This window comes from Micromonospora echinaurantiaca, from assembly GCF_900090235.1.
GTDB lineage: Bacteria > Actinomycetota > Actinomycetes > Mycobacteriales > Micromonosporaceae > Micromonospora > Micromonospora echinaurantiaca.
The window spans coordinates 3,898,773-3,916,141 of sequence record NZ_LT607750.1 but is presented as its reverse complement, the minus strand read 5'-3'; the positions used below and the strand labels follow the sequence as shown (position 1 = coordinate 3,916,141).

Genomic DNA, 17,369 nt, shown 5'->3' with positions numbered 1-17,369 from the left:
GATGGCACGCGTCAAGCGGGCTGTGAACGCCCAGAAGAAGCGCCGTACCCTGCTGGAGACCGCGAGCGGCTACCGCGGTCAGCGCTCCCGCCTGTACCGCAAGGCCAAGGAGCAGGTGCTGCACTCGATGCAGTACGCCTACCGGGACCGTCGCGACCGCAAGGGCGACTTCCGGCAGCTGTGGATCCAGCGGATCAACGCGGGCGCCCGGGCCAACGGGATGACCTACAACCGCCTGATCCAGGGTCTGAAGCTGGCCGGCGTCGAGGTCGACCGCAAGATCCTCGCCGACCTGGCCGTCAACGACGCCGCCGCGTTCGCGGGGATCGTCGAGGTCGCCCGGGCCGCGGTCGCGGCCGAGGGCACCGGCGGCGCGGCGGCCCAGGCCGCCTGATCCACCGGCAGCTGAGCGAGGCGCCCCTGTCGACGAGACGGGGGCGCCTCGTCGATGCCTGAGGACATCATGCTCTTCACCCCGCGTACGCCCCGGGTGGTGGCCGCCCGCCGGTTGCACCGCCGCCGGGACCGCGAGGCCACCGGCCGGTTCCTGGCCGAGGGGCCGCAGGCGGTCCGCGAGGCCCTGGCCCGGCCCGGCGTGGTCACCGAGCTGTTCGGCACCCCGACCACGCTGGACCGGCACGCCGACCTGGTCGCCCTGGCCACCGGCGGCGGCGTGCCGGTCTCCCCGGTGACCGAGGACGCGCTCACCGCGCTCGCCGAGACCGTCGCCCCGCAGGGCCTGGTGGCGGTCTGCCGACACCTCGACGTGTCGCTGGACCGGGCGCTGGCCGCCGCGCCCCGGCTGGTCGCCGTGCTCGCCGAGATCCGCGACCCGGGTAACGCCGGCACCGTGCTGCGCACCGCCGACGCCGCCGGGGCCGGCGCGGTGGTCTTCGCCGGCGACGCCGTCGACCCGTACAACGGCAAGTGTGTGCGGGCCTCCGCCGGCAGCCTGTTCCACGTCGACGTGGTCCGCGCGGCCGACCCGTCGGCGGTGGTCGCGGCGCTGCGCGACGCCGGGCTCACCGTCCTCGCCACCACCGGCTACGGCGAGGACGACCTGGACGACCTCGCCGACGCCGGCCGGCTCGCCGCGCCCACCGCCTGGCTCTTCGGCTCCGAGGCGCACGGGCTGCCCGAGGCGCTCACCGCCGCCGCCGACGCCCGGGTACGGGTGCCGCTGCACGGGCGCGCGGAGAGCCTCAACCTGGCTGCGGCCGCGGCCGTCTGCCTGTACGCTTCAGCGAGAGCACAGCGGCGGCCGGGACGGCCGCCCGAGGCACAGACCGCAGGGGAGAGCGTCCGCCCATGAACGCGCCACGGCGTTCGTTTAGCCAGCCCGCCGGTGTCGGCGGGCGGCGGGCCTGACCTGCTTTCCGCGCAACTCCCACCGGCGGGCTGCGGCGCAGCCGCGCGTCCGTAGACTCGCTTCGCCGGCCCGTGAGGGCTGGCGCCGCCGTGAGGGAGTGCCCGTACGCCATGAGCTACCGCAACGATCCGTACGACCCGAAGCAGGTCGCCCTGCTCGACCCGGCCGTCCTGGCCGAGGCCGTGGCCGCCGCCGAGAAGGCGTTCGCCGCGGCCGGTGACCCGGACGCGCTCACCGCGCTGCGCCCGGCGCACCTCGGTGACCGGGCCCCGGTGTCGCTGGCGCGCCGGGAGATCGGCGCGTTGCCGCCGGCCGCGAAGGCCGACGCCGGCAAGCGGGTCAACGAGGCCCGCCGCGCCATCGAGACTGCGTACGCCGCCCGCCAGGAGATCCTGGAGCGGGAGCAGGCGCAGCGGGTGCTGGTGGAGGAGCGCGTCGACGTCACGCTGCCCTACGACCGGCGTCCCCGCGGCGCCCGGCACCCGATCAGCACGCTGATGGAGCAGATCAGCGACCTGTTCATCGGGATGGGCTACGAGTTGGCCGAGGGCCCCGAGGTCGAGTTGGAGTGGACCAACTTCGACGCGCTGAACATCCCGGCCGACCACCCGGCCCGCGGTCTGATGGACACCTTCCACATCGCACCCGCCGCCTCCGGTGACGCGGCGGGCTCCGGCCTGGTGCTGCGTACGCACACCTCGCCGGTGCAGGCGCGCACCATGCTGACCCGGCAGCCGCCGATCTACGTGGTGGTGCCCGGCCGGGTCTACCGCACCGACGAGCTGGACGCCACCCACGCGCCGGTCTTCCACCAGGTGGAGGGCCTGGTGGTGGACAAGGGCATCACGATGGCGCACCTGCGCGGCACGTTGGACCACTTCGCCCGGGCCATGTTCGGCGAGGGCGCGAAGACCCGCTGGCGGCCGCACTACTTCCCGTTCACCGAGCCGTCGGCCGAGTTCGACGTCTGGTTCCCGGAGCACCGGGACGGGCCGCAGTGGGTCGAGTGGGGCGGCTGCGGCATGGTCAACCCGCGGGTGCTGCGCGCCTGCGGCATCGACCCGGAGGTCTACTCCGGATTCGCGTTCGGCATGGGCATCGACCGGACGGTGATGTTCCGGCACGGGGTCAGCGACATGCGGGACCTGGCCGAGGGCGACGTGCGGTTCACCCGCGCGTACGGGGTCGAGGCGTAGGGCGATGCGGGTACGAGTTACGGAGACGGTGGTCTGAGTCATGCGAGTTTCTGTCAGTTGGCTGCGGGAGTACGTCGACCTCCCCGCCGACCTGCCCACCGGCGACCTGGAGCAGGCCCTGGTCGACCTCGGCATCGAGGTCGAGTCCGTGGTGGACCTGCGGGAGACCGTCACCGGCCCGCTGGTGGTCGGTGAGGTCCGCGAGATTGAGGAGCTGACCGGCTTCAAGAAGCCGATCCGGTTCTGCCGGGTCGACGTCGGGGACGCCAACGGCACCGGGGAGCCACAGGAGATCGTCTGCGGGGCGACCAACTTCGCCCCTGGCGACCGGGTCGTGGTGATCCTTCCCGGCGGCGTGCTGCCCGGCGGCTTCGCCATCGGCGCCCGCAAGACCTACGGCCGCAACTCCAACGGCATGATCTGCTCGGCCCGGGAGCTGGGGCTCGGCGACGACCACTCGGGCATCCTGGTGCTGCCGCCGGACAGCCCGGCCAAGCCGGGTGACGACGCGCGGCCCGTGGTGGGGCTCGACGACGTCGTGGTCGAGGTGGAGATCACCCCGGACCGGGGGTACGCGCTGAGCGTGCGCGGCCTGGCGCGGGAGCTGTCGCACGCGCTCGGCGTGCCGTTCCGCGACCCGGGTCTGGCGCCCGCGCCCGGCGGCACCGAGGCGCCGGCGTACCCGGTCCAGGTGCGCGACACGGTCGGCTGCGACCGGTTCGCCGCCCGGATGGTGCGCGGCGTCGACCCGACCGCGCAGAGCCCGGAGTGGATGCAGCGCCGGCTCACCCAGGCCGGCGTGCGCGCCATCTCGCTGGCCGTCGACATCACCAACTACGTGATGCTCGAACTGGGCCAGCCGATGCACGCCTTCGACGCCGACCGGATCACCGGTCCGCTGGTGGTGCGCCGCGCCGAGCCGGGCGAGAAGCTGACCACGCTGGACGGCGTGAACCGGGTCCTCACCGCCGAGGACATGGTCATCTGCGACGACACCGGTCCCGTCTCGCTCGCCGCGGTGATGGGCGGCGAGACCAGCGAGGTGGTGGCGAGCACCACCAACGTGCTCCTCGAGGCCGCCCACTGGGACCCGGTGATGGTCGGTCGCACCGCCCGCCGGCACAAGCTGTTCAGCGAGGCCGCGAAGCGCTGGGAGCGGGGCGTCGACCCGGCGCTGCCGCTGGTCGCCCTGGAGCGGGCGGTCCGGCTGCTCACCGAGCTCGGTGGCGGGACCGCCGGCGCGGAGATCCTGGACATCGACCACGTCCAGCCGCCCCGCCCGGTGGTGCTGCCGGTCGACCTGCCCAGCCGGCGGGTCGGCGTGACGTACCCGCCGGCGCGGGTGGTCGCCCTGCTGGAGCAGGTCGGCTGCACCGTGCTGCAGGGCACCGACCGGCTGGCCGAGGACCCGGGCGAGGTCGGCGTACCGGCCGGCGGTCCGGCGGCGCTGACCGTCACCCCGCCGAGCTGGCGGCCGGACCTGCTGCACCCGGCCGACCTGGTCGAGGAGGTGGTCCGGCTCGACGGGTACGACCGGGTGCCGTCGGTGCTGCCGCTGGCGCCCGCCGGCCGCGGGCTGACCTGGCAGCAGCGGCGCCGCCGGGCGGTCTCCCGGTCGCTGGCCGAGCGCGGGTACGTCGAGGTGCTCGCGCACCCGTTCGTCGCCCCCGAGCTGCCCGACCTGCTCGGCCTGCCGGCCGACGACCCGCGGCGGCGGGCGGTGCGGCTGGCCAACCCGCTGTCGGAGGAGGAGCCGCTGCTGCGCACCACACTGCTCGGGCCGCTGCTCGGCATCGTCAAGCGCAACCTCGGCCGGGGCCAGCGCGACCTGGCGCTCTACGAGATCGGCACGGTCTTCCAGCCGCGTCCGGGCGCCGGCCGCCCACCCGCGATGGGGGTGGAGCACCGGCCCACCGAGGCCGAGTTCGCCGCCGCCGACGCGGTGCTGCCGCACCAGCCCCGGCACGTCGCGGTGGTGCTCACCGGTGACGTCGAGCCGGCCGGCTGGTGGGGCGCCGGGCGGGCGGCCGGCTGGGCGGACGCGGTCCAGGCCGGCCGGGATGTGCTCGCCGCCGCCGACATCCCGGAGCACCGGATCGAGGTGCGGGCCGCCGAGTACGCCCCGTGGCACCCGGGCCGCTGCGCCGAGCTGCTGGTCGACGGTGAGGTGGTCGGGCACGCCGGTGAGCTGCACCCGGCGGTGGTGGCGGCGCTGGATCTGCCCCGGCGCACCAGCGCGATGGAGCTGGACCTCGACGCGCTGCCGCCGGCCCCGGTGGCGCCCGCGCCGACGGTCTCCGGCTTCCCGCCGGCGCTGATCGACGTGGCGCTGGTGGTCGACGAGTCGGTGCCCGCCGCTCAGGTGCAGCGGGCCCTGGTCGAGGGCGCCGGCGAGCTGCTGGAGGGGGTGCGGTTGTTCGACGTGTACGCCTCCGAGCAGCTCGGCGCGGGCCGCAAGTCGCTGGCGTACAAGCTCACCTTCCGGGCTCCGGACCGGACGCTGACCGTGGAGGAGGCGGTGGCCGCCCGGGACGCGGCGGTGGCCCGCGCCGCGGAGCGGTTCGGCGCCGTCCTGCGCGGCGCCTGAGCCGGTGCCGCTGCTCGGCTGGCTCGCGGTGGCCGGCGCGCTCGCGTCGGCCACCGCCGGGCTGTGGTGGGCGCGCCGGCACCTGTTGCTGGTGTCGGTGGTGGGGCGCAGCATGGAGCCCACGTTGCGGGCCGGCGACCGGGTGCTGGCCCGGCGGGTGCCGGTGGAGCGGGTCCGCCCCGGCGACGTGGTCGTGGTGGCCGCCCCGGCGGCGATGACCGCCGGGCATCCCGGCCGGCCCGGCGACGCCGGCCCGGGGCTGCTGATCAAGCGGGCGTACGCGGTGCCCGGCGACCCGGTCCCGATCGACCGGGTGCCGCTGCTGCGCGGGGGCGCCGACCCGGTGGTGCCGCCGGGGCGCCTGGTGGTGCTCGGCGACAACCCGCCGTACAGCTACGACTCGCGCGAGTGCGGGTACATCCCGGCGGCCGACCTGCTCGGCGTGGTGGTGCGGCCCCGGCTGCCGCGGCAGCGGCGCGCCGCGTGACCGGAGTCCGGCCCCGCGGCGCGCCCGACCCCACTCAGCACAGCGAGGTCATCGTGGTGGCGCCCGCGGAGCAGTAGTAGCCGCACGAGCCGCAGGTCGTGCCGCACGACGGGGTGTAGCTGCACCGCTTGAAGTGGCACATCCCGCACAGCGCGCACCACGGGTCCGGCGGGCAGCCCGCAGCCGCGGTCACCTTCGGCACGAACAGGCCGAGCATGCGCTCGCCCAGGTTTTCCAGCCGACGAAACATCTGATCACCTCCCTCGCCGCGTCGGATGCGACGGACCGTACGACGGGCGGTTACAGCGGGATACATCGTGCCGCCCGACGCCGGTCGCGGATGTATCCGTGGCTGTATCACCGGCCCCTACCGTGTGCCCTGCCCGATCCGAGCGCAGGGAGGCGCCGATGCGGTACGTCGAGGTCGCCGGCCGGCTGACGCTGGCGCTGGTGTTCCTGGCGGCGGTCGTCGGCAAGGTGCGCGGCCGGGCGGCGTTCGCCGAGTTCGCCCGCTCCGTCGACCAGTTCGGCCTGCTGCCCCGGGCGTGGGCCACGGCGGCCGCGTACCTCGCCGTGGCGGCGGAGGCGGCGGTCGTCGGGCTGCTCGCGGTGCCGGCGACGGTGCGCGCCGGCTACGCCGTGGCGACCGGCCTGCTCGGCGTGCTCAGCGCGGCGATCGTCGCGGCCGTCCGCCGGGGTCGCCGTCCCGCGTGCCGCTGCTTCGGCGCCGGCGGTGCCCCGCTCGGCGCCCGGCACGTGCTGCGCAACGCGGTGCTGCTGGCGGTCGCCGGGTTCGGCTGGGCGGTGCTCGCGCTGGCCCCGCCGGAGCCGCTGCGCCCCGCCGGGCTGCTGCTCGGCCTGGCCGCGGCGGTGCCGGTCGCCGCCCTGGTGATCCGCTTCGACGACCTCGCCGCCCTGTTCGCCCCCACCCCGTCCCGCCGGTCGCCGGCCGCGCCCGTCGCCGGTCGCCGCCGGGGATGAGCCGTCCCGCGTCCCGCCGTCCGTCGACCTAGGAGTGCGCCATGTGGTACCTGTCCGCCGCCGTCGTCGTCGCCATCGTCCTCGGCCTGTTGAACCTGGTGCTGACGCTCGGCGTGATCCGCCGGCTGCGCGAGCACACCGAGCTGCTCGGCGACAAGCAGTCCACCCTGCCGGAGTCCATGCTGGAGCCCGGCTCGGTGCCCGGCGAGTTCGTCGCCACCGACCTGCGCGGGCGCACCCACACCCGCGCCGACCTGCCGCCGATGACCCTGGTGGCGTTCCTCTCGCCGGCCTGCGACCTGTGCGAGGCGCAGATCCCGGACCTGCTGGACCGGGCCCGGGAGATGCCGGGCGGGGCGGAGCACGTCTGGGTGGTGGTGGTCGGCAAGGGCCCGGAGACCGAGCCGTACGCGGCCCGCTTCGCCGACGTGGCCACCGTCTTCGTCGAGCCGGGCACCGGCCCGCTGCCGCTCGCCTTCGGGGTCAAGGGCTTCCCGGCGTTCGGTCTGCTCGACGAGCACGGCGTGGTGGCCGCCAACTCGTTCGGCATCGCCCGGTTGGACCTGCCGGTGGCGCGGTGACCGGTCCCCGGCTCTCGCCCCGGCGCGCCGCCCGGCACGCCCGGCAGGCCGTCGGCCTGACCTGGCGGGCGGCGCCCGGGGGCACGTTCGCGGACCTGCTGCTCGCGGTGGTCGGCGGCCTGGCGCCGGTGCTCGTCGCGGCGCTGACCAAGCTGGTGCTGGACAAGCTGACCACCGGCCGGGGGCCGGCCGTGCCGCTGGCCGTGCTCGGGGTCGGGCTGGCGGTGGTGGCCGCCACCAGCGTGCTCCTGCCGCACCTGCGCCGGTACGTGGAGGCCGAGCGGACCCGGGCGGTGAGCCGACTGGTCCGGGCCCACCTGTACGCGGCCGTGCAGCGCCTCGGCGGGCTCGCCCGGTTGGAGGACCCGGCGTTCCAGGACCGGTTGCAGGCCGCCCAGCAGACCGGGCACCTCGGCCCCGTCCAGCTGACCGGCAGCGCGCTGGCCGGGGTGCAGAGCGTGATCGTGGCCGTCGGCTTCCTCGGCGTGCTGCTGGTGCTCAGCCCGGTGGTGGGGCTGCTGGTGCTGGTGGCGGCGCTGCCCACGCTCTGGATGCAGCTACGGCTCAACCGGGCCCGCGCGGCGATGATCCTGCACCTGGAACACTTCCAGCGGCGCGACCTGTTCTTCGCCCAGTTGCTGGTGGGGCTGCCCGCCGCCAAGGAGGTGCGGCTGTTCGGCCTCGGCCGGTTCTTCGGCGACCGGATGCTCGACGAGCTGCGCGGCATGCACCGGGTGGAGCAGCGACTGGACCGCCGGGAGGTCCGCGCGCAGGCGCTGCTCGGCCTGCTCGGCGCCGGGGTGGCCGGGGCCGGCGTGGTCTACGTGGTCACCCGCGCCGCCGCCGGCGGGCTGACCCCCGGCGACGTCGCGGTCTACCTGGCCGCCGTGCCGGGGGTGCAGGGTGCGCTGGGCAGCCTGGTCGGGCAGCTCGGCGCGATCCACCAGGCGCTGCTGCTGTTCGACCACTACGACGAGGTGATCCGCGCCGAGCCGGACCTGCCGGTGCCGGCCGCGCCCCGCCCGGTGCCGCCGCTGCGGCGCGGGATCGAGCTGCGCGACGTGTGGTTCCGGTACTCGCCGGAGCACCCGTGGGTGCTGCGCGGGGTGGATCTGGTCCTGCCCGCCGGGTCGACCACCGCGCTGGTCGGGCTCAACGGCGCCGGCAAGAGCACCCTGGTGAAGCTGCTCTGCCGGTTCTACGACCCGCAGCGCGGCTCGATCAGCTGGGACGGGGTGGACCTGCGCGAGTTCGACCCGGCGGCGCTGCGGGAGCGGCTGGGCGCGGTGTTCCAGGACTTCATGCCGTACGACCTCAGTGCCGGGGAGAACATCGCGGTCGGCGACCTGGCCGCCCGGGACGACCGGGCCCGGCTGCGCGCCGCCGCCCGGCACGCCGGCATCGACGACGCCCTCACCGCCCTGCCCCGCGGCTACGACACCCTGCTCACCCGGATCTTCTTCGACGGGCCGGACCGGGACGACCCGCGGGCCGGCGTGGTCCTCTCCGGCGGCCAGTGGCAGCGGATCGCGCTGGCCCGCGGCTTCCTGCGGGCCGACCGCGACCTGCTCGTGCTCGACGAGCCCAGCTCCGGCCTGGACGCGGAGGCCGAGCACGACCTGCACGCCCGGCTGCGCCGGCTGCGCGCCGGCCGGACCAGCCTGCTCATCTCGCACCGGCTGAACGCGGTGCGCGACGCCGACAGCATAGTGGTGCTGGCCGACGGCCGGATCGCCGAGCACGGCGGCCACGACGAGCTGCTCGCCGCCGGCGGGGGCTACGCCCGGTTGTTCACCCTCCAGGCGCGCGGCTACCGCGAGCAGAGCGCCACCCCGGCCTGAGCGGGTCGCCCGCCGGGGTTCCGCGCGGGACACCGCCGGCGGTCCGCCCGTCGTCGGGCCGCGCGCGTCTCGGCGCGTCAGCCGCTCAGGTCGGTGGCGCGCCGCTGGCCTGGCACGGTCGGTCCGGCCCGCCCGTCGTCCGGGCCGGGCCGCTCCGCGTCGGGACCGGGGTCGGGCTGCTCAGCGGCGGCGAGTTCGGCGGCGAAGAGCCGGACCAGGTCGCCGATGCGGAACCGGCCCGGCCCGGCCGGCTCGGCGAGCTGCGCGGCCACCAGCCGGTCCAGGGCCCGCGCGGCCTCCTCGGGCGGCTGGCCGGTCAGCGCGGCGGCCAGCTCGGCGGTGACCGGCCCCGGCCGGGCCCGGCCCAACCGCCGGAACACCGGAGCGGCCGACCCGAGCCGGCGGTAGCTGGCGGTCAGCCGGGGCCGCAGCCCGGTCTCCGCGAGCCGGTAGCGCTCGTCGCGCAGCAACCGGGCCAGCCGGCCCAGCGACCAGTGCGGCCCCTCGGCGAGCCGGCGGGCGGCGGTACGCAGCGCCAGCGGCAGCCCCTCGCAGAGCGCCACCACCGCGCCGGCGGCCTCCGGCTCCTCGTTCACCCGGCGGTTGCCGGCCGCCGCCCGGAGCAGGGCGAGCCCGTCCGCCGGGGGAAGCGGATCCAGCCGCAGCGGCCGGTCCGCCCCGTCGAGCACCGGGGTGCGGCTGGTCACCAGCAGCGCGCAGCCGCCGCGTACCGGCAGCAGACCGTCGACCTGGGCGGCGTCGGCGGCGTTGTCGAGCACCAGCAGCACCCGCCGGTTGAACAGCAGGGACCGGATCCGGGCCCGGGCCTCGGCGAGGCTGGGCGGCTCCGGCCGGCAGGTCGGGCAGAGCGACCGGAGCACCCGGTTGGCCACCTGGATCGGCGGCAGCAGGGCGTCCGCGACCGAGCCGCCCAGGTCGAGGTGGAGCTGGCCGTCGGGGAAGGCGTCCAGCGCCGCGGCCGCAGCCCGCAGCGCGAGGGCCGACTTGCCGGTGCCGGCCATGCCGTAGACCGACACCGTGACCGGACGCTCGCCGGCGCCGGCCAGCGCGGCACCGAGGCGGGCCAGTTCGGCGTGCCGGCCGACGAAGGGCGCGGTGGCGCAGGGCAGCTCGTGCGGCACCGCCGCCGGGCCGGGGCCGGTGGGCCGGCCGCGGGCGCGCGGGCGGGCGCGGCTGCCGGCCGGCAGCAGCCGCGGGTCGTGCCGGCGTACCGAGCGGTACAGCTCGGCCAGCTCGGGGCCGGGGGAGACGCCCAGCTCCCCGGCGAGCGCCCGGCACGCGCTCCGGTACGTCTGCACCGCCGCAGCCTGGTCGCCGGCCCGACACTGGGCGGTCATCAGCAGCGCCCAGGCCGGCTCCCGCAACGGGTACTCGGTCAGGTGGGCGCGGAGCAGGGCCAGCAGCGCGGGGCTGCCGGGGTCGCCCAGTTCCAGCCGGCACCCGGCGTACGCCTCCCGGGCGCCGGCCCGGCGCTCGCGCAGCCGGTCGAACGCGGCCGCCGTCACCGCCCCGTACGCCGGCGGCGGCTCGGTCTCCGACCAGAGCGCCAGCGCCCGCTCCAGCAGGTTGGCCGCGACGGCCGGCTCGCCGCGGGCGCGGGCCGCCTGGCCCTCGGTGACCAGCCGCTCGAACTCGGTGGCGTCCAGCTCACCCGGCGCCACCCGGAGCCGGTAGCCGCCGCCCTCGGCGTGCAGCCGCACCGGTTCGCCGGGACCGCTGAGCAGGTGTCGGAGCTGGCTGGCGTGGCTGCGCAGGTTCGCCACCGCGGAGGCGGGGGCCTGCCCGCCCCACAGCTCCTGGCGCAGCCGCTCCACCGGGACCGCCACGCCGGCGTGCAGCAGCAGGGTGACCAGCAGCGCGGTCGGCCGGCCGGCCGGCAACCGCAGCGGGCGGCCGTCGCGGAGGACCCGGACCGGGCCGAGGATCTGGAACGACAGCCCCATGCGACCTCCGCTGTGTGCCCCCGCGGGCCGTCGTCGGCCCCACACCACCGCCGAGGTAATTATGCCAGTCGATGTATGGCTCGCGGCTCCCCTCGTGAGCGCGCGCATCGGCCGAAAGGTCAGCGGCGACGGCATGTTCGGTTACCCACGAGTCACATTCCAGCGGATAACCTGCTTGGATTCCGGCTGACGCCGGAACCACACCCCCGCCACCCCCACGGGAGTCGAGAACATGTCCGAGGATCCGCCGGTCAGCACGGTCGATGTCTGCATCGTGGGCGGCTGTGGCCGGGTCGGCCTGCCGCTGGGCATCGCGTTCGCCGCGCGCGGGCTCTCGGTGGTGCTGTACGACATCAACGCCGACGCGGTCGCCACGGTGAACGCGGCGAGGCTGCCCTTCGCCGAGCCGGGGGCGGCCGAGCCGCTGGCCGAGGCGGTGGCCTCCGGCCGGCTGCGGGCGACCACCGACCCGGCCAGCGTCGGCGTCTCCGAGCACCTCGTCGTGGTCGTCGGCACCCCGGTCGACGAGCACCTCAACCCGGACCTCTCCGCCGTGCCACGGGCGCTGGATCGCTGCGCCGAGCACCTGCGCGACGGCCAGCTCGTGGTGCTGCGCAGCACCGTCTACCCGGGCGTCACCGCGCTGACCGAGAAGCTGCTGGCCGGCAAGGGCATCCGGGTGGACGTGGCGTTCTGCCCGGAGCGGATCGCCGAGGGTCGGGCGATGACCGAGCTCTTCGCGCTGCCGCAGATCGTCGCGGCGCGTACGCCGGCGGCGCTGGCCCGGGCGGAGAAGCTGTTCCGGCACCTGACCGAGCAGATCGTGCCGCTCGAGCCGGAGGAGGCCGAGCTGGCGAAGCTGTTCACCAACACCTGGCGGTACATCAAGTTCGCCACCGCCAACCAGTTCTGGATGATGGCCAACGACTTCGGGCTGGACTTCGCCCGGATCCGGCACGCGGTGGCGTTCGACTACCCGCGCGCGGCGGACCTGCCGATGCCCGGCTTCGCCGCCGGGCCGTGCCTGTTCAAGGACACCATGCAGCTGGCCGCGTTCAACCGGAACAACTTCGTGCTCGGCCACTCGGCGATGCTGATCAACGAAGGGCTGCCGCTCTACCTGGTGTCCCGGCTGGAGGACCGGTTCGACCTGTCCGAGCTGACCGTGGGCATCCTCGGCATGGCGTTCAAGGGCGGCAGCGACGACCCGCGGGAGAGCCTGGCGTACAAGCTGCGCAAGATCCTGGCGCTGAAGACCCGCGAGACGCTCTGCACCGACCCGTACGTGGCCGACGAGCGGCTGGTCGACCTCGACGAGGTGCTGCGCCGCGCCGACCTGCTGGTCATCGCCGCACCGCACGAGCAGTACGCCCGGCTGGAGACCGACAAACCGGTGATCGACATGTGGGGGCTGACCGGGCAGGGGGTGCGGGTGTGAAGCCGCGCGTCTCGGTGATCGTCCCGGTCTACAACGAGGGCGCGGCGATCCTGCGCTGCCTGGAGCGGATGCTGCGGGAGGTGCTGCTCCCCGCCGAGGTGCTCATCGTGCACGACATGCCCGACGACACCACCGTCCCGTACGCCGAGGAGGTGGCTCGCACCGACCCGCGGGTGCGCACCGTGCTCAACACGTACGGCCGCGGGCCGGCGAACGCGATCCGGTTCGGCATCGACGCCGCCCGGGCCCCGGTGGTGGTGGTGACCATGGCCGACGGCTGCGACGACCCGCGCCAAATCGACGAGCTGGCCCGGCTGGTCGACCGGGGGGTGGTGGTCGCGGCGGCGTCCCGTTACATGCCCGGCGGGCAGCAGGTCGGCGGCCCCCGGCTGAAGCGGCTGCTGTCGCGCTGGGCCGGCCGCACCCTCTACACGTTCGCCCGGGTCGGCACCCGCGACGCCACCAACAGCTTCAAGGCGTACGACGCGGCCTTCGTCCGGGAGGTGGGGATCGAGTCCCGCACCGGCTTCGAGATCGGCCTGGAGCTGACCGCCAAGGCCAACCGGTTGCGGCTGCCGGTGGCCGAGATCCCGACCATCTGGCTGGACCGTCCGCTCGGGGAGTCCCACTTCGACCTGGGCCGCTTCCTCCCCGGTTACCTGCGGTGGTACTTCTTCGCCTACGGTCGACGGCTGAGCCGGGAGAAGCTGGCCGCGCGGACGGGCGCCGTCGCCGTGCCGCGCCAGCCGGACCCCCGGGGCAGCACCGAGTACGAGAAGACTGGATAGGAGCGCACGTGGCGAAGGTCCTGGTGACTGGTTCGGCCGGTTTCATCGGCGGCTACCTGGTGGAGGAACTGCTCGGGCGCGGCCACGAGGTGGTCGGGATCGACAACTTCTCCAAGTACGGCCCGGTCACCCACAGCTACGACGACCACCCACGGTTCCGCTTCGTCGAGGGCGACGCCCGCGACGTCGACCTGCTCACCGAGCTGCTCGACGGGTGCGACCACCTGGTGGCCGGCGCGGCGATGATCGGCGGCATCTCCTACTTCCACGCGTACGCCTACGACCTGCTCGCCACCAACGAGCGGATCATGGCGGCCACCTGCGACGCGGCGATCCGGGCACACCGGGAGGGCCGGCTGGCCAAGGTCACCTACCTGTCGTCCTCGATGGTGTTCGAGTCCACCGAGCACTGGCCCAGCCGCGAGGGGGACGAGCGGCGCATCCCGCCGCCGCTGTCGTCGTACGGCTTCCAGAAGCTGGCCGTGGAGTACTACGCGCGGGCCGCCTGGGAGCAGTACCAGCTGCCCTACACCATCGTCCGGCCGTTCAACTGCGTCGGCGTGGGGGAGGGGCGGGCGCTCGGCCAGGCCGAGGTGCTCTCCGGCAACGTCAAGCTGGCCATGTCGCACGTGGTGCCCGATCTGGTGCAGAAGATCGTCAAGGGGCAGGACCCGCTGCACATCCTCGGCGAGGGCAACCAGGTGCGGCACTACACCTACGGCGGTGACCTGGCCCGCGGCATCGCCACCGCGATCGAGCACCCGGCGGCCCGCAACGAGGACTTCAACCTCTCCACCCCGGAGTCGACCAGCGTCCTCGAACTGGCCGAGCTGATCTGGCACAAGATCAAGGGTCCGGACGTGCCGTTCCGGTACGTCTCCGACGAGCCTTACCGGTACGACGTGCAGAAGCGGGTGCCGGACGTGACGAAGTCCCGGGAGGTGCTCGGCTTCACCGCCACCACCTCGCTGGACGAGATGCTGGACGAGGTCATCCCCTGGGTGACCCGCGCGGTCGAGGAGGGGCGCCTCTGACCGAGGCGCCACCCCGCCGGCCGGCGCTCAGGCGGTGACCACCGGCTCGCCGTCGCGCCGCTGGTCGGCACCGTCGTCCGGGCGCCGGTCGTGGCCCTCGGCCACCGGGCCCGCGGGCCGGGGGAACCACTCCACGGGCGACCCCCCGTCGCCGTCGGCCCGGCCGCCGTGGTCGGCGGGCTGCCGGTCGTCGCCGGCCCCCCACCCTCCGGCGCCGGTCCGCCCCGCCACGGCGGTGAGTCCCCACCCGGCGTCCGGGGCGGCCACGCCGGCCGCTGCGGCGCCCCTCTGCCCGGCGTCCGGCGTGGCGCCGGCTTGGGCCGCGGCCGGCTCGGCGTCCGCCTGCGCCGCGGCCGGCTCGGCGTCGCCGGCACCCGTCCGGCCAGCCGCCACGGTGGCCCGGTGGGCCGGCTCGTCGTCCACCGCGCTGGTCGCCGAGGTCGGCCGCTCGGCCTCCGGCATCACCGCGGTGACCGCCGTCCCTTCATCCTCCGATTCGGTCGGCTCCGCCGCGATCGGGTCCGGGGCGGCCGGCTCCGGTGCGGTCGAGTCCACGCCGGCCGGCCGGGCGGCGGCGTCGCCGCGGCGGGGCGCCACCACCGGGAACTCCGCGGTCTCGGTGCCGCCCGCGGCCGCCGCCATCACCGCAGCCGCTGCCAGGTCGGCCACCCGCTTGGCCTCGCGGCGCACCCGGGCGCGGACCTCCCGGGCGTGCTGCTCGGCGGCCTCCGCGGCCTGCCGGGCCGCGTCCAGCCGGGCCGCCTCGTCGGCCAGTTCCCGCTGCACCTCGCTGAGCCGCCGCTGCAGCTGCACCAGCTCCCGCTCCGCGCCCGCGCAGTCCTGGCGGGCCCGGGCGAGCTGCTGCTGGGCGGTCTCCAGCTCGGCGCGGAGCTGAGCCAGCGCCTCCCGCCGCTCGGTGATCTCCCGCTGGACGGCGGCGAGCTGTTCGGCGTGCGCGGCGTCCTGCTCGTCGGCGTGCTCGCGCAGCTCGGTGGCGTACTGCTGGGACTCGGCGATCAGCGACGTCAGCTCCTCCTCGACGGCCGCGCGCTGGTCGGCCAGCTCCTGCTCGACCGCGGCCCGGCGCTCGGTGAGTTCCCGCTCCACGCCGGCCCGCCACTGGGTCAGCTCCTGCTGGCCGCGGGCGCGGGCCGCCTGGACCTCCTGCTGGATCTGGGTACGGGCGGCCTTGGTCAGCGCCTCGGCGGCGTTGCGGGCCTGCTCGACCTGCTGCGCGCTCTGCTCGTTGAGCCGCTGCGCCTCCTGCATCGCGTGCTGGTGGGCGGCCTCGCCCTCGGCCCGGGCCTGCTCGGCGGCCGCACGGGTCTCGGCCAGCTCCGCCTCGGCCGCCGCCTGCCGTTCCGCGTACGCCTGTTCCTGCTCGGCGCGGCGGGCGGCGGTCTCCTCCTCCAGGGTCCGCAGCGCCTCGGCGACCCGCTCCCGGGCCGCCGCCAGCACCGACTCGGCCTCCGCCCGCAGCTCCCCGGCGCGTTGCTCGGCAGCGCCGGTGATCGCCTCGGCCTGCTTCTCGGCCAGCCCGAGGATCTGCTCGACCATCGGCCCGAGGTCGCTGAAGGAGGCCCGCTCCGGCTGTGCCGGGCGCTGGCGCACCTCGGTCAGCTCGGCGCGGAGCCGCTGCAGCTGCGCATCGAGCGCCCGGATCTCGGCGGTGGCCTGTTCCCGCTCGGCGGTCAGCGCCGCGAGCCGGCCGTCGACCTGCTCGACGTAGCGATCGACCTGCCGCTTGTCGTAGCCGCGCAGGGCGGTCTCGAACCCCGGCCGCCCGGCCGGCTCATCGCGCACCGGGTGCGGCTCTTCGCCGTGGGACATGCGCCATCCTCCGTACGATCCCGAGCGGTTCCGCCGACGGCTGACCGCCCACCGGCGACGAATGTGGCGCAACGCTACCGCCGCCCGGTACGGCCCGCGGTCCCACCCCACCCACCTCTTCGCGCCGGTTGCGTGGGTGTCGACCGAGTGAGGTCGGGGCGACTGACTGTGACCGGCGTCACGTCCCATTCTCATGCATTGGGCTGCATGAACTTGCAGCGAGCGATCATCATTGCTAGCGTTGATGCATAGTCATGCGGAGGTGAGTATGGGTATCCGAGTCGCGGTCGCGGGGGCCAGCGGCTACGCCGGCGGCGAGCTGCTCCGCCTGGTCGCCGGGCACCCGGAGTTCGAGCTGGTCGCGGCCACCGCGCACAGCCAGGCCGGGCACCGGGTCGACGCCGTCCACCCGCAGCTCGCCGGGCTCGACCTGGTGCTCGCCGAGACCGACCCGGCGACGCTGGCCGACGCGGACCTGGTCTTCCTGGCCCTGCCGCACGGCGAGTCGGCGGCCCTGGCCAGCCAGCTTCCGGACGAGGTGCGGGTGGTCGACCTCGGCGCCGACCACCGGCTGGCCGACCCGTACGACTGGGCGCAGTACTACGGCGGCACCCACGCCGGCCGGTGGACCTACGGCCTGCCGGAGCTGCCCGGGCAGCGGGCCGCGATCGCCGGCTCCACCCGGGTCGCCAACACCGGCTGCTACGCGGCGGCCATCACCCTCGCCCTGGCCCCGCTGATCGCCGCCGGCGCCGCCGAGCCGGCCGACGTGGTCGTGGTGGCCGCCTCCGGCACCTCGGGCGCCGGGAAGGCGGCCAAGCCGCACCTGCTCGGCAGCGAGGTGATGGGCGACCTGTCGCCCTACCGCGTCGGCACCCACCAGCACGTGCCGGAGATCAAGCAGGCCACCGGCGCCACCAGCCTCTCCTTCACCCCGGTCCTCGCGCCGATGCCGCGCGGCATCCTGGCCACGGTCACCGCCGTGCCGGCCCGCGGCGTCGACCCGCAGGCGGTGCTCGCCGAGGCGTACGCGGACGCGCCGTTCGTGCACGTGCTGCAAGAGGGGCAGTGGCCGCACACCGCGGCCACCCTCGGCTCCAACTCCTGCCACCTGCAGGCCACCGTCGACGTCGACTCCCGCCGGACGGTCGTGGTCAGCGCGCTGGACAACCTCGGCAAGGGTGCGGCCGGCCAGGCCGTGCAGTGCGCCAACCTGATGCTCGGCCTGCCCGAGAGCACCGGCCTGTCCGTCTGGGGGGTCGCGCCGTGAGCG

Annotated in this window: 15 protein-coding genes; 12 read left to right on the top strand and 3 right to left on the bottom strand. The window is 75.6% G+C overall.

The genetic code is table 11. The features are described from left to right. The first annotated feature begins 1 nt into the window (after position 1). From rplT to GA0070609_RS17525, 5 genes are all read left to right on the top strand, one after another. Positions 2-394 (top strand): 50S ribosomal protein L20, encoded by a 393-nt coding sequence (gene rplT, locus GA0070609_RS17545; protein WP_088994772.1) that lies wholly within the window; start codon positions 2-4, stop codon positions 392-394. A 54-nt stretch (positions 395-448) separates the two neighbouring features. Next, positions 449-1,312, top strand: coding sequence for a TrmH family RNA methyltransferase (locus GA0070609_RS17540; RefSeq protein ID WP_231928325.1), 864 nt, complete (start codon positions 449-451; stop codon positions 1,310-1,312). Positions 1,313-1,479: 167 nt separating this feature from the next. Then, complete coding sequence (gene pheS, locus GA0070609_RS17535) at positions 1,480-2,565, top strand: phenylalanine--tRNA ligase subunit alpha (RefSeq protein WP_088994770.1); 1,086 nt, start codon at positions 1,480-1,482, stop codon at positions 2,563-2,565. Between the two features lie 40 nt (positions 2,566-2,605). After that, positions 2,606-5,152: a phenylalanine--tRNA ligase subunit beta gene (gene pheT, locus GA0070609_RS17530; RefSeq protein WP_088994769.1), complete on the top strand. Its 2,547-nt coding sequence runs from the start codon at positions 2,606-2,608 to the stop codon at positions 5,150-5,152. 4 nt (positions 5,153-5,156) lie between these two features. Next, a complete protein-coding gene (locus GA0070609_RS17525; protein ID WP_231928324.1) occupies positions 5,157-5,639 on the top strand; it encodes a S26 family signal peptidase in 483 nt (160 codons plus the stop codon). A 34-nt stretch (positions 5,640-5,673) separates the two neighbouring features. Here the strand turns inward: GA0070609_RS17525 and GA0070609_RS17520 are convergent, their stop codons facing one another. After that, the gene (locus GA0070609_RS17520) at positions 5,674-5,889 is read right to left on the bottom strand and encodes a hypothetical protein (protein WP_088994768.1); all 216 of its coding nucleotides are present in this window, start codon (positions 5,887-5,889) and stop codon (positions 5,674-5,676) included. Positions 5,890-6,047: 158 nt separating this feature from the next. Between GA0070609_RS17520 and GA0070609_RS17515 the strand changes: the two genes are divergently transcribed. The 3 genes from GA0070609_RS17515 to GA0070609_RS17505 are packed head-to-tail and all read left to right on the top strand — an operon-like array spanning position 6,048 to position 9,042. Continuing rightward, positions 6,048-6,620: a MauE/DoxX family redox-associated membrane protein gene (locus GA0070609_RS17515; protein WP_088994767.1), complete on the top strand. Its 573-nt coding sequence runs from the start codon at positions 6,048-6,050 to the stop codon at positions 6,618-6,620. Positions 6,621-6,661: 41 nt separating this feature from the next. Next, positions 6,662-7,201 carry a TlpA family protein disulfide reductase gene (locus GA0070609_RS17510; RefSeq protein ID WP_088994766.1) on the top strand — a complete coding sequence of 180 codons (540 nt, stop codon included), beginning with the start codon at positions 6,662-6,664 and terminating at the stop codon, positions 7,199-7,201. After that, entirely contained in the window at positions 7,198-9,042 is a 1,845-nt protein-coding gene (locus GA0070609_RS17505) for an ABC transporter ATP-binding protein (RefSeq protein ID WP_088994765.1), read from the top strand. Before GA0070609_RS17510 ends, GA0070609_RS17505 begins: the two co-directional genes overlap by 4 nt. 77 nt (positions 9,043-9,119) lie before the next feature. Here GA0070609_RS17505 and GA0070609_RS17500 read toward each other — a convergent pair whose 3' ends face one another. Continuing rightward, entirely contained in the window at positions 9,120-11,006 is a 1,887-nt protein-coding gene (locus GA0070609_RS17500; protein ID WP_172899356.1) for an AfsR/SARP family transcriptional regulator, read from the bottom strand. A 232-nt stretch (positions 11,007-11,238) separates the two neighbouring features. On the opposite strand from GA0070609_RS17500, the gene GA0070609_RS17495 reads away from it, so the two are divergent. From GA0070609_RS17495 to GA0070609_RS17485, 3 genes are read left to right on the top strand one after another with little or no spacing between them, the layout of a single operon-like run. Next, on the top strand, positions 11,239-12,444 hold the full coding sequence (locus GA0070609_RS17495; protein WP_088994763.1) for a nucleotide sugar dehydrogenase: 1,206 nt from the start codon (positions 11,239-11,241) through the stop codon (positions 12,442-12,444). Beyond that, positions 12,441-13,232: a glycosyltransferase family 2 protein gene (locus tag GA0070609_RS17490; RefSeq protein WP_231928323.1), complete on the top strand. Its 792-nt coding sequence runs from the start codon at positions 12,441-12,443 to the stop codon at positions 13,230-13,232. Before GA0070609_RS17495 ends, GA0070609_RS17490 begins: the two co-directional genes overlap by 4 nt. Positions 13,233-13,240: 8 nt before the next feature. After that, a complete protein-coding gene (locus GA0070609_RS17485; RefSeq protein WP_088994762.1) occupies positions 13,241-14,266 on the top strand; it encodes an NAD-dependent epimerase/dehydratase family protein in 1,026 nt (341 codons plus the stop codon). 27 nt (positions 14,267-14,293) lie between these two features. On the opposite strand, the gene GA0070609_RS17480 is transcribed toward GA0070609_RS17485, so the two are convergent. Next, entirely contained in the window at positions 14,294-16,096 is a 1,803-nt protein-coding gene (locus GA0070609_RS17480; RefSeq protein WP_088994761.1) for a DivIVA domain-containing protein, read from the bottom strand. A 268-nt stretch (positions 16,097-16,364) separates the two neighbouring features. Here GA0070609_RS17480 and argC point away from each other — a divergent pair, with 268 nt between their 5' ends. After that, positions 16,365-17,366, top strand: coding sequence for an N-acetyl-gamma-glutamyl-phosphate reductase (gene argC / locus GA0070609_RS17475; protein ID WP_088994760.1), 1,002 nt, complete (start codon positions 16,365-16,367; stop codon positions 17,364-17,366). Positions 17,367-17,369: the final 3 nt, after the last annotated feature.

Excerpts from the sequence above, each read along its gene's own strand:
- GA0070609_RS17510 (WP_088994766.1), top strand. The coding sequence starts at position 6,662 with ATGTGGTACCTGTCCGCCGCCGTCGTCGTCGCCATCGTCCTCGGCCTG.
- GA0070609_RS17495 (WP_088994763.1), top strand. The coding sequence starts at position 11,239 with ATGTCCGAGGATCCGCCGGTCAGCACGGTCGATGTCTGCATCGTGGGC.
- GA0070609_RS17515 (WP_088994767.1), top strand. The coding sequence starts at position 6,048 with ATGCGGTACGTCGAGGTCGCCGGCCGGCTGACGCTGGCGCTGGTGTTC.
- rplT (WP_088994772.1), top strand. The coding sequence starts at position 2 with ATGGCACGCGTCAAGCGGGCTGTGAACGCCCAGAAGAAGCGCCGTACC.
- GA0070609_RS17500 (WP_172899356.1), bottom strand. The coding sequence starts at position 11,006 with ATGGGGCTGTCGTTCCAGATCCTCGGCCCGGTCCGGGTCCTCCGCGAC.
- GA0070609_RS17480 (WP_088994761.1), bottom strand. The coding sequence starts at position 16,096 with ATGTCCCACGGCGAAGAGCCGCACCCGGTGCGCGATGAGCCGGCCGGG.
- GA0070609_RS17540 (WP_231928325.1), top strand. The coding sequence starts at position 449 with ATGCCTGAGGACATCATGCTCTTCACCCCGCGTACGCCCCGGGTGGTG.
- pheS (WP_088994770.1), top strand. The coding sequence starts at position 1,480 with ATGAGCTACCGCAACGATCCGTACGACCCGAAGCAGGTCGCCCTGCTC.
- pheT (WP_088994769.1), top strand. The coding sequence starts at position 2,606 with ATGCGAGTTTCTGTCAGTTGGCTGCGGGAGTACGTCGACCTCCCCGCC.
- GA0070609_RS17520 (WP_088994768.1), bottom strand. The coding sequence starts at position 5,889 with ATGTTTCGTCGGCTGGAAAACCTGGGCGAGCGCATGCTCGGCCTGTTC.
- argC (WP_088994760.1), top strand. The coding sequence starts at position 16,365 with ATGGGTATCCGAGTCGCGGTCGCGGGGGCCAGCGGCTACGCCGGCGGC.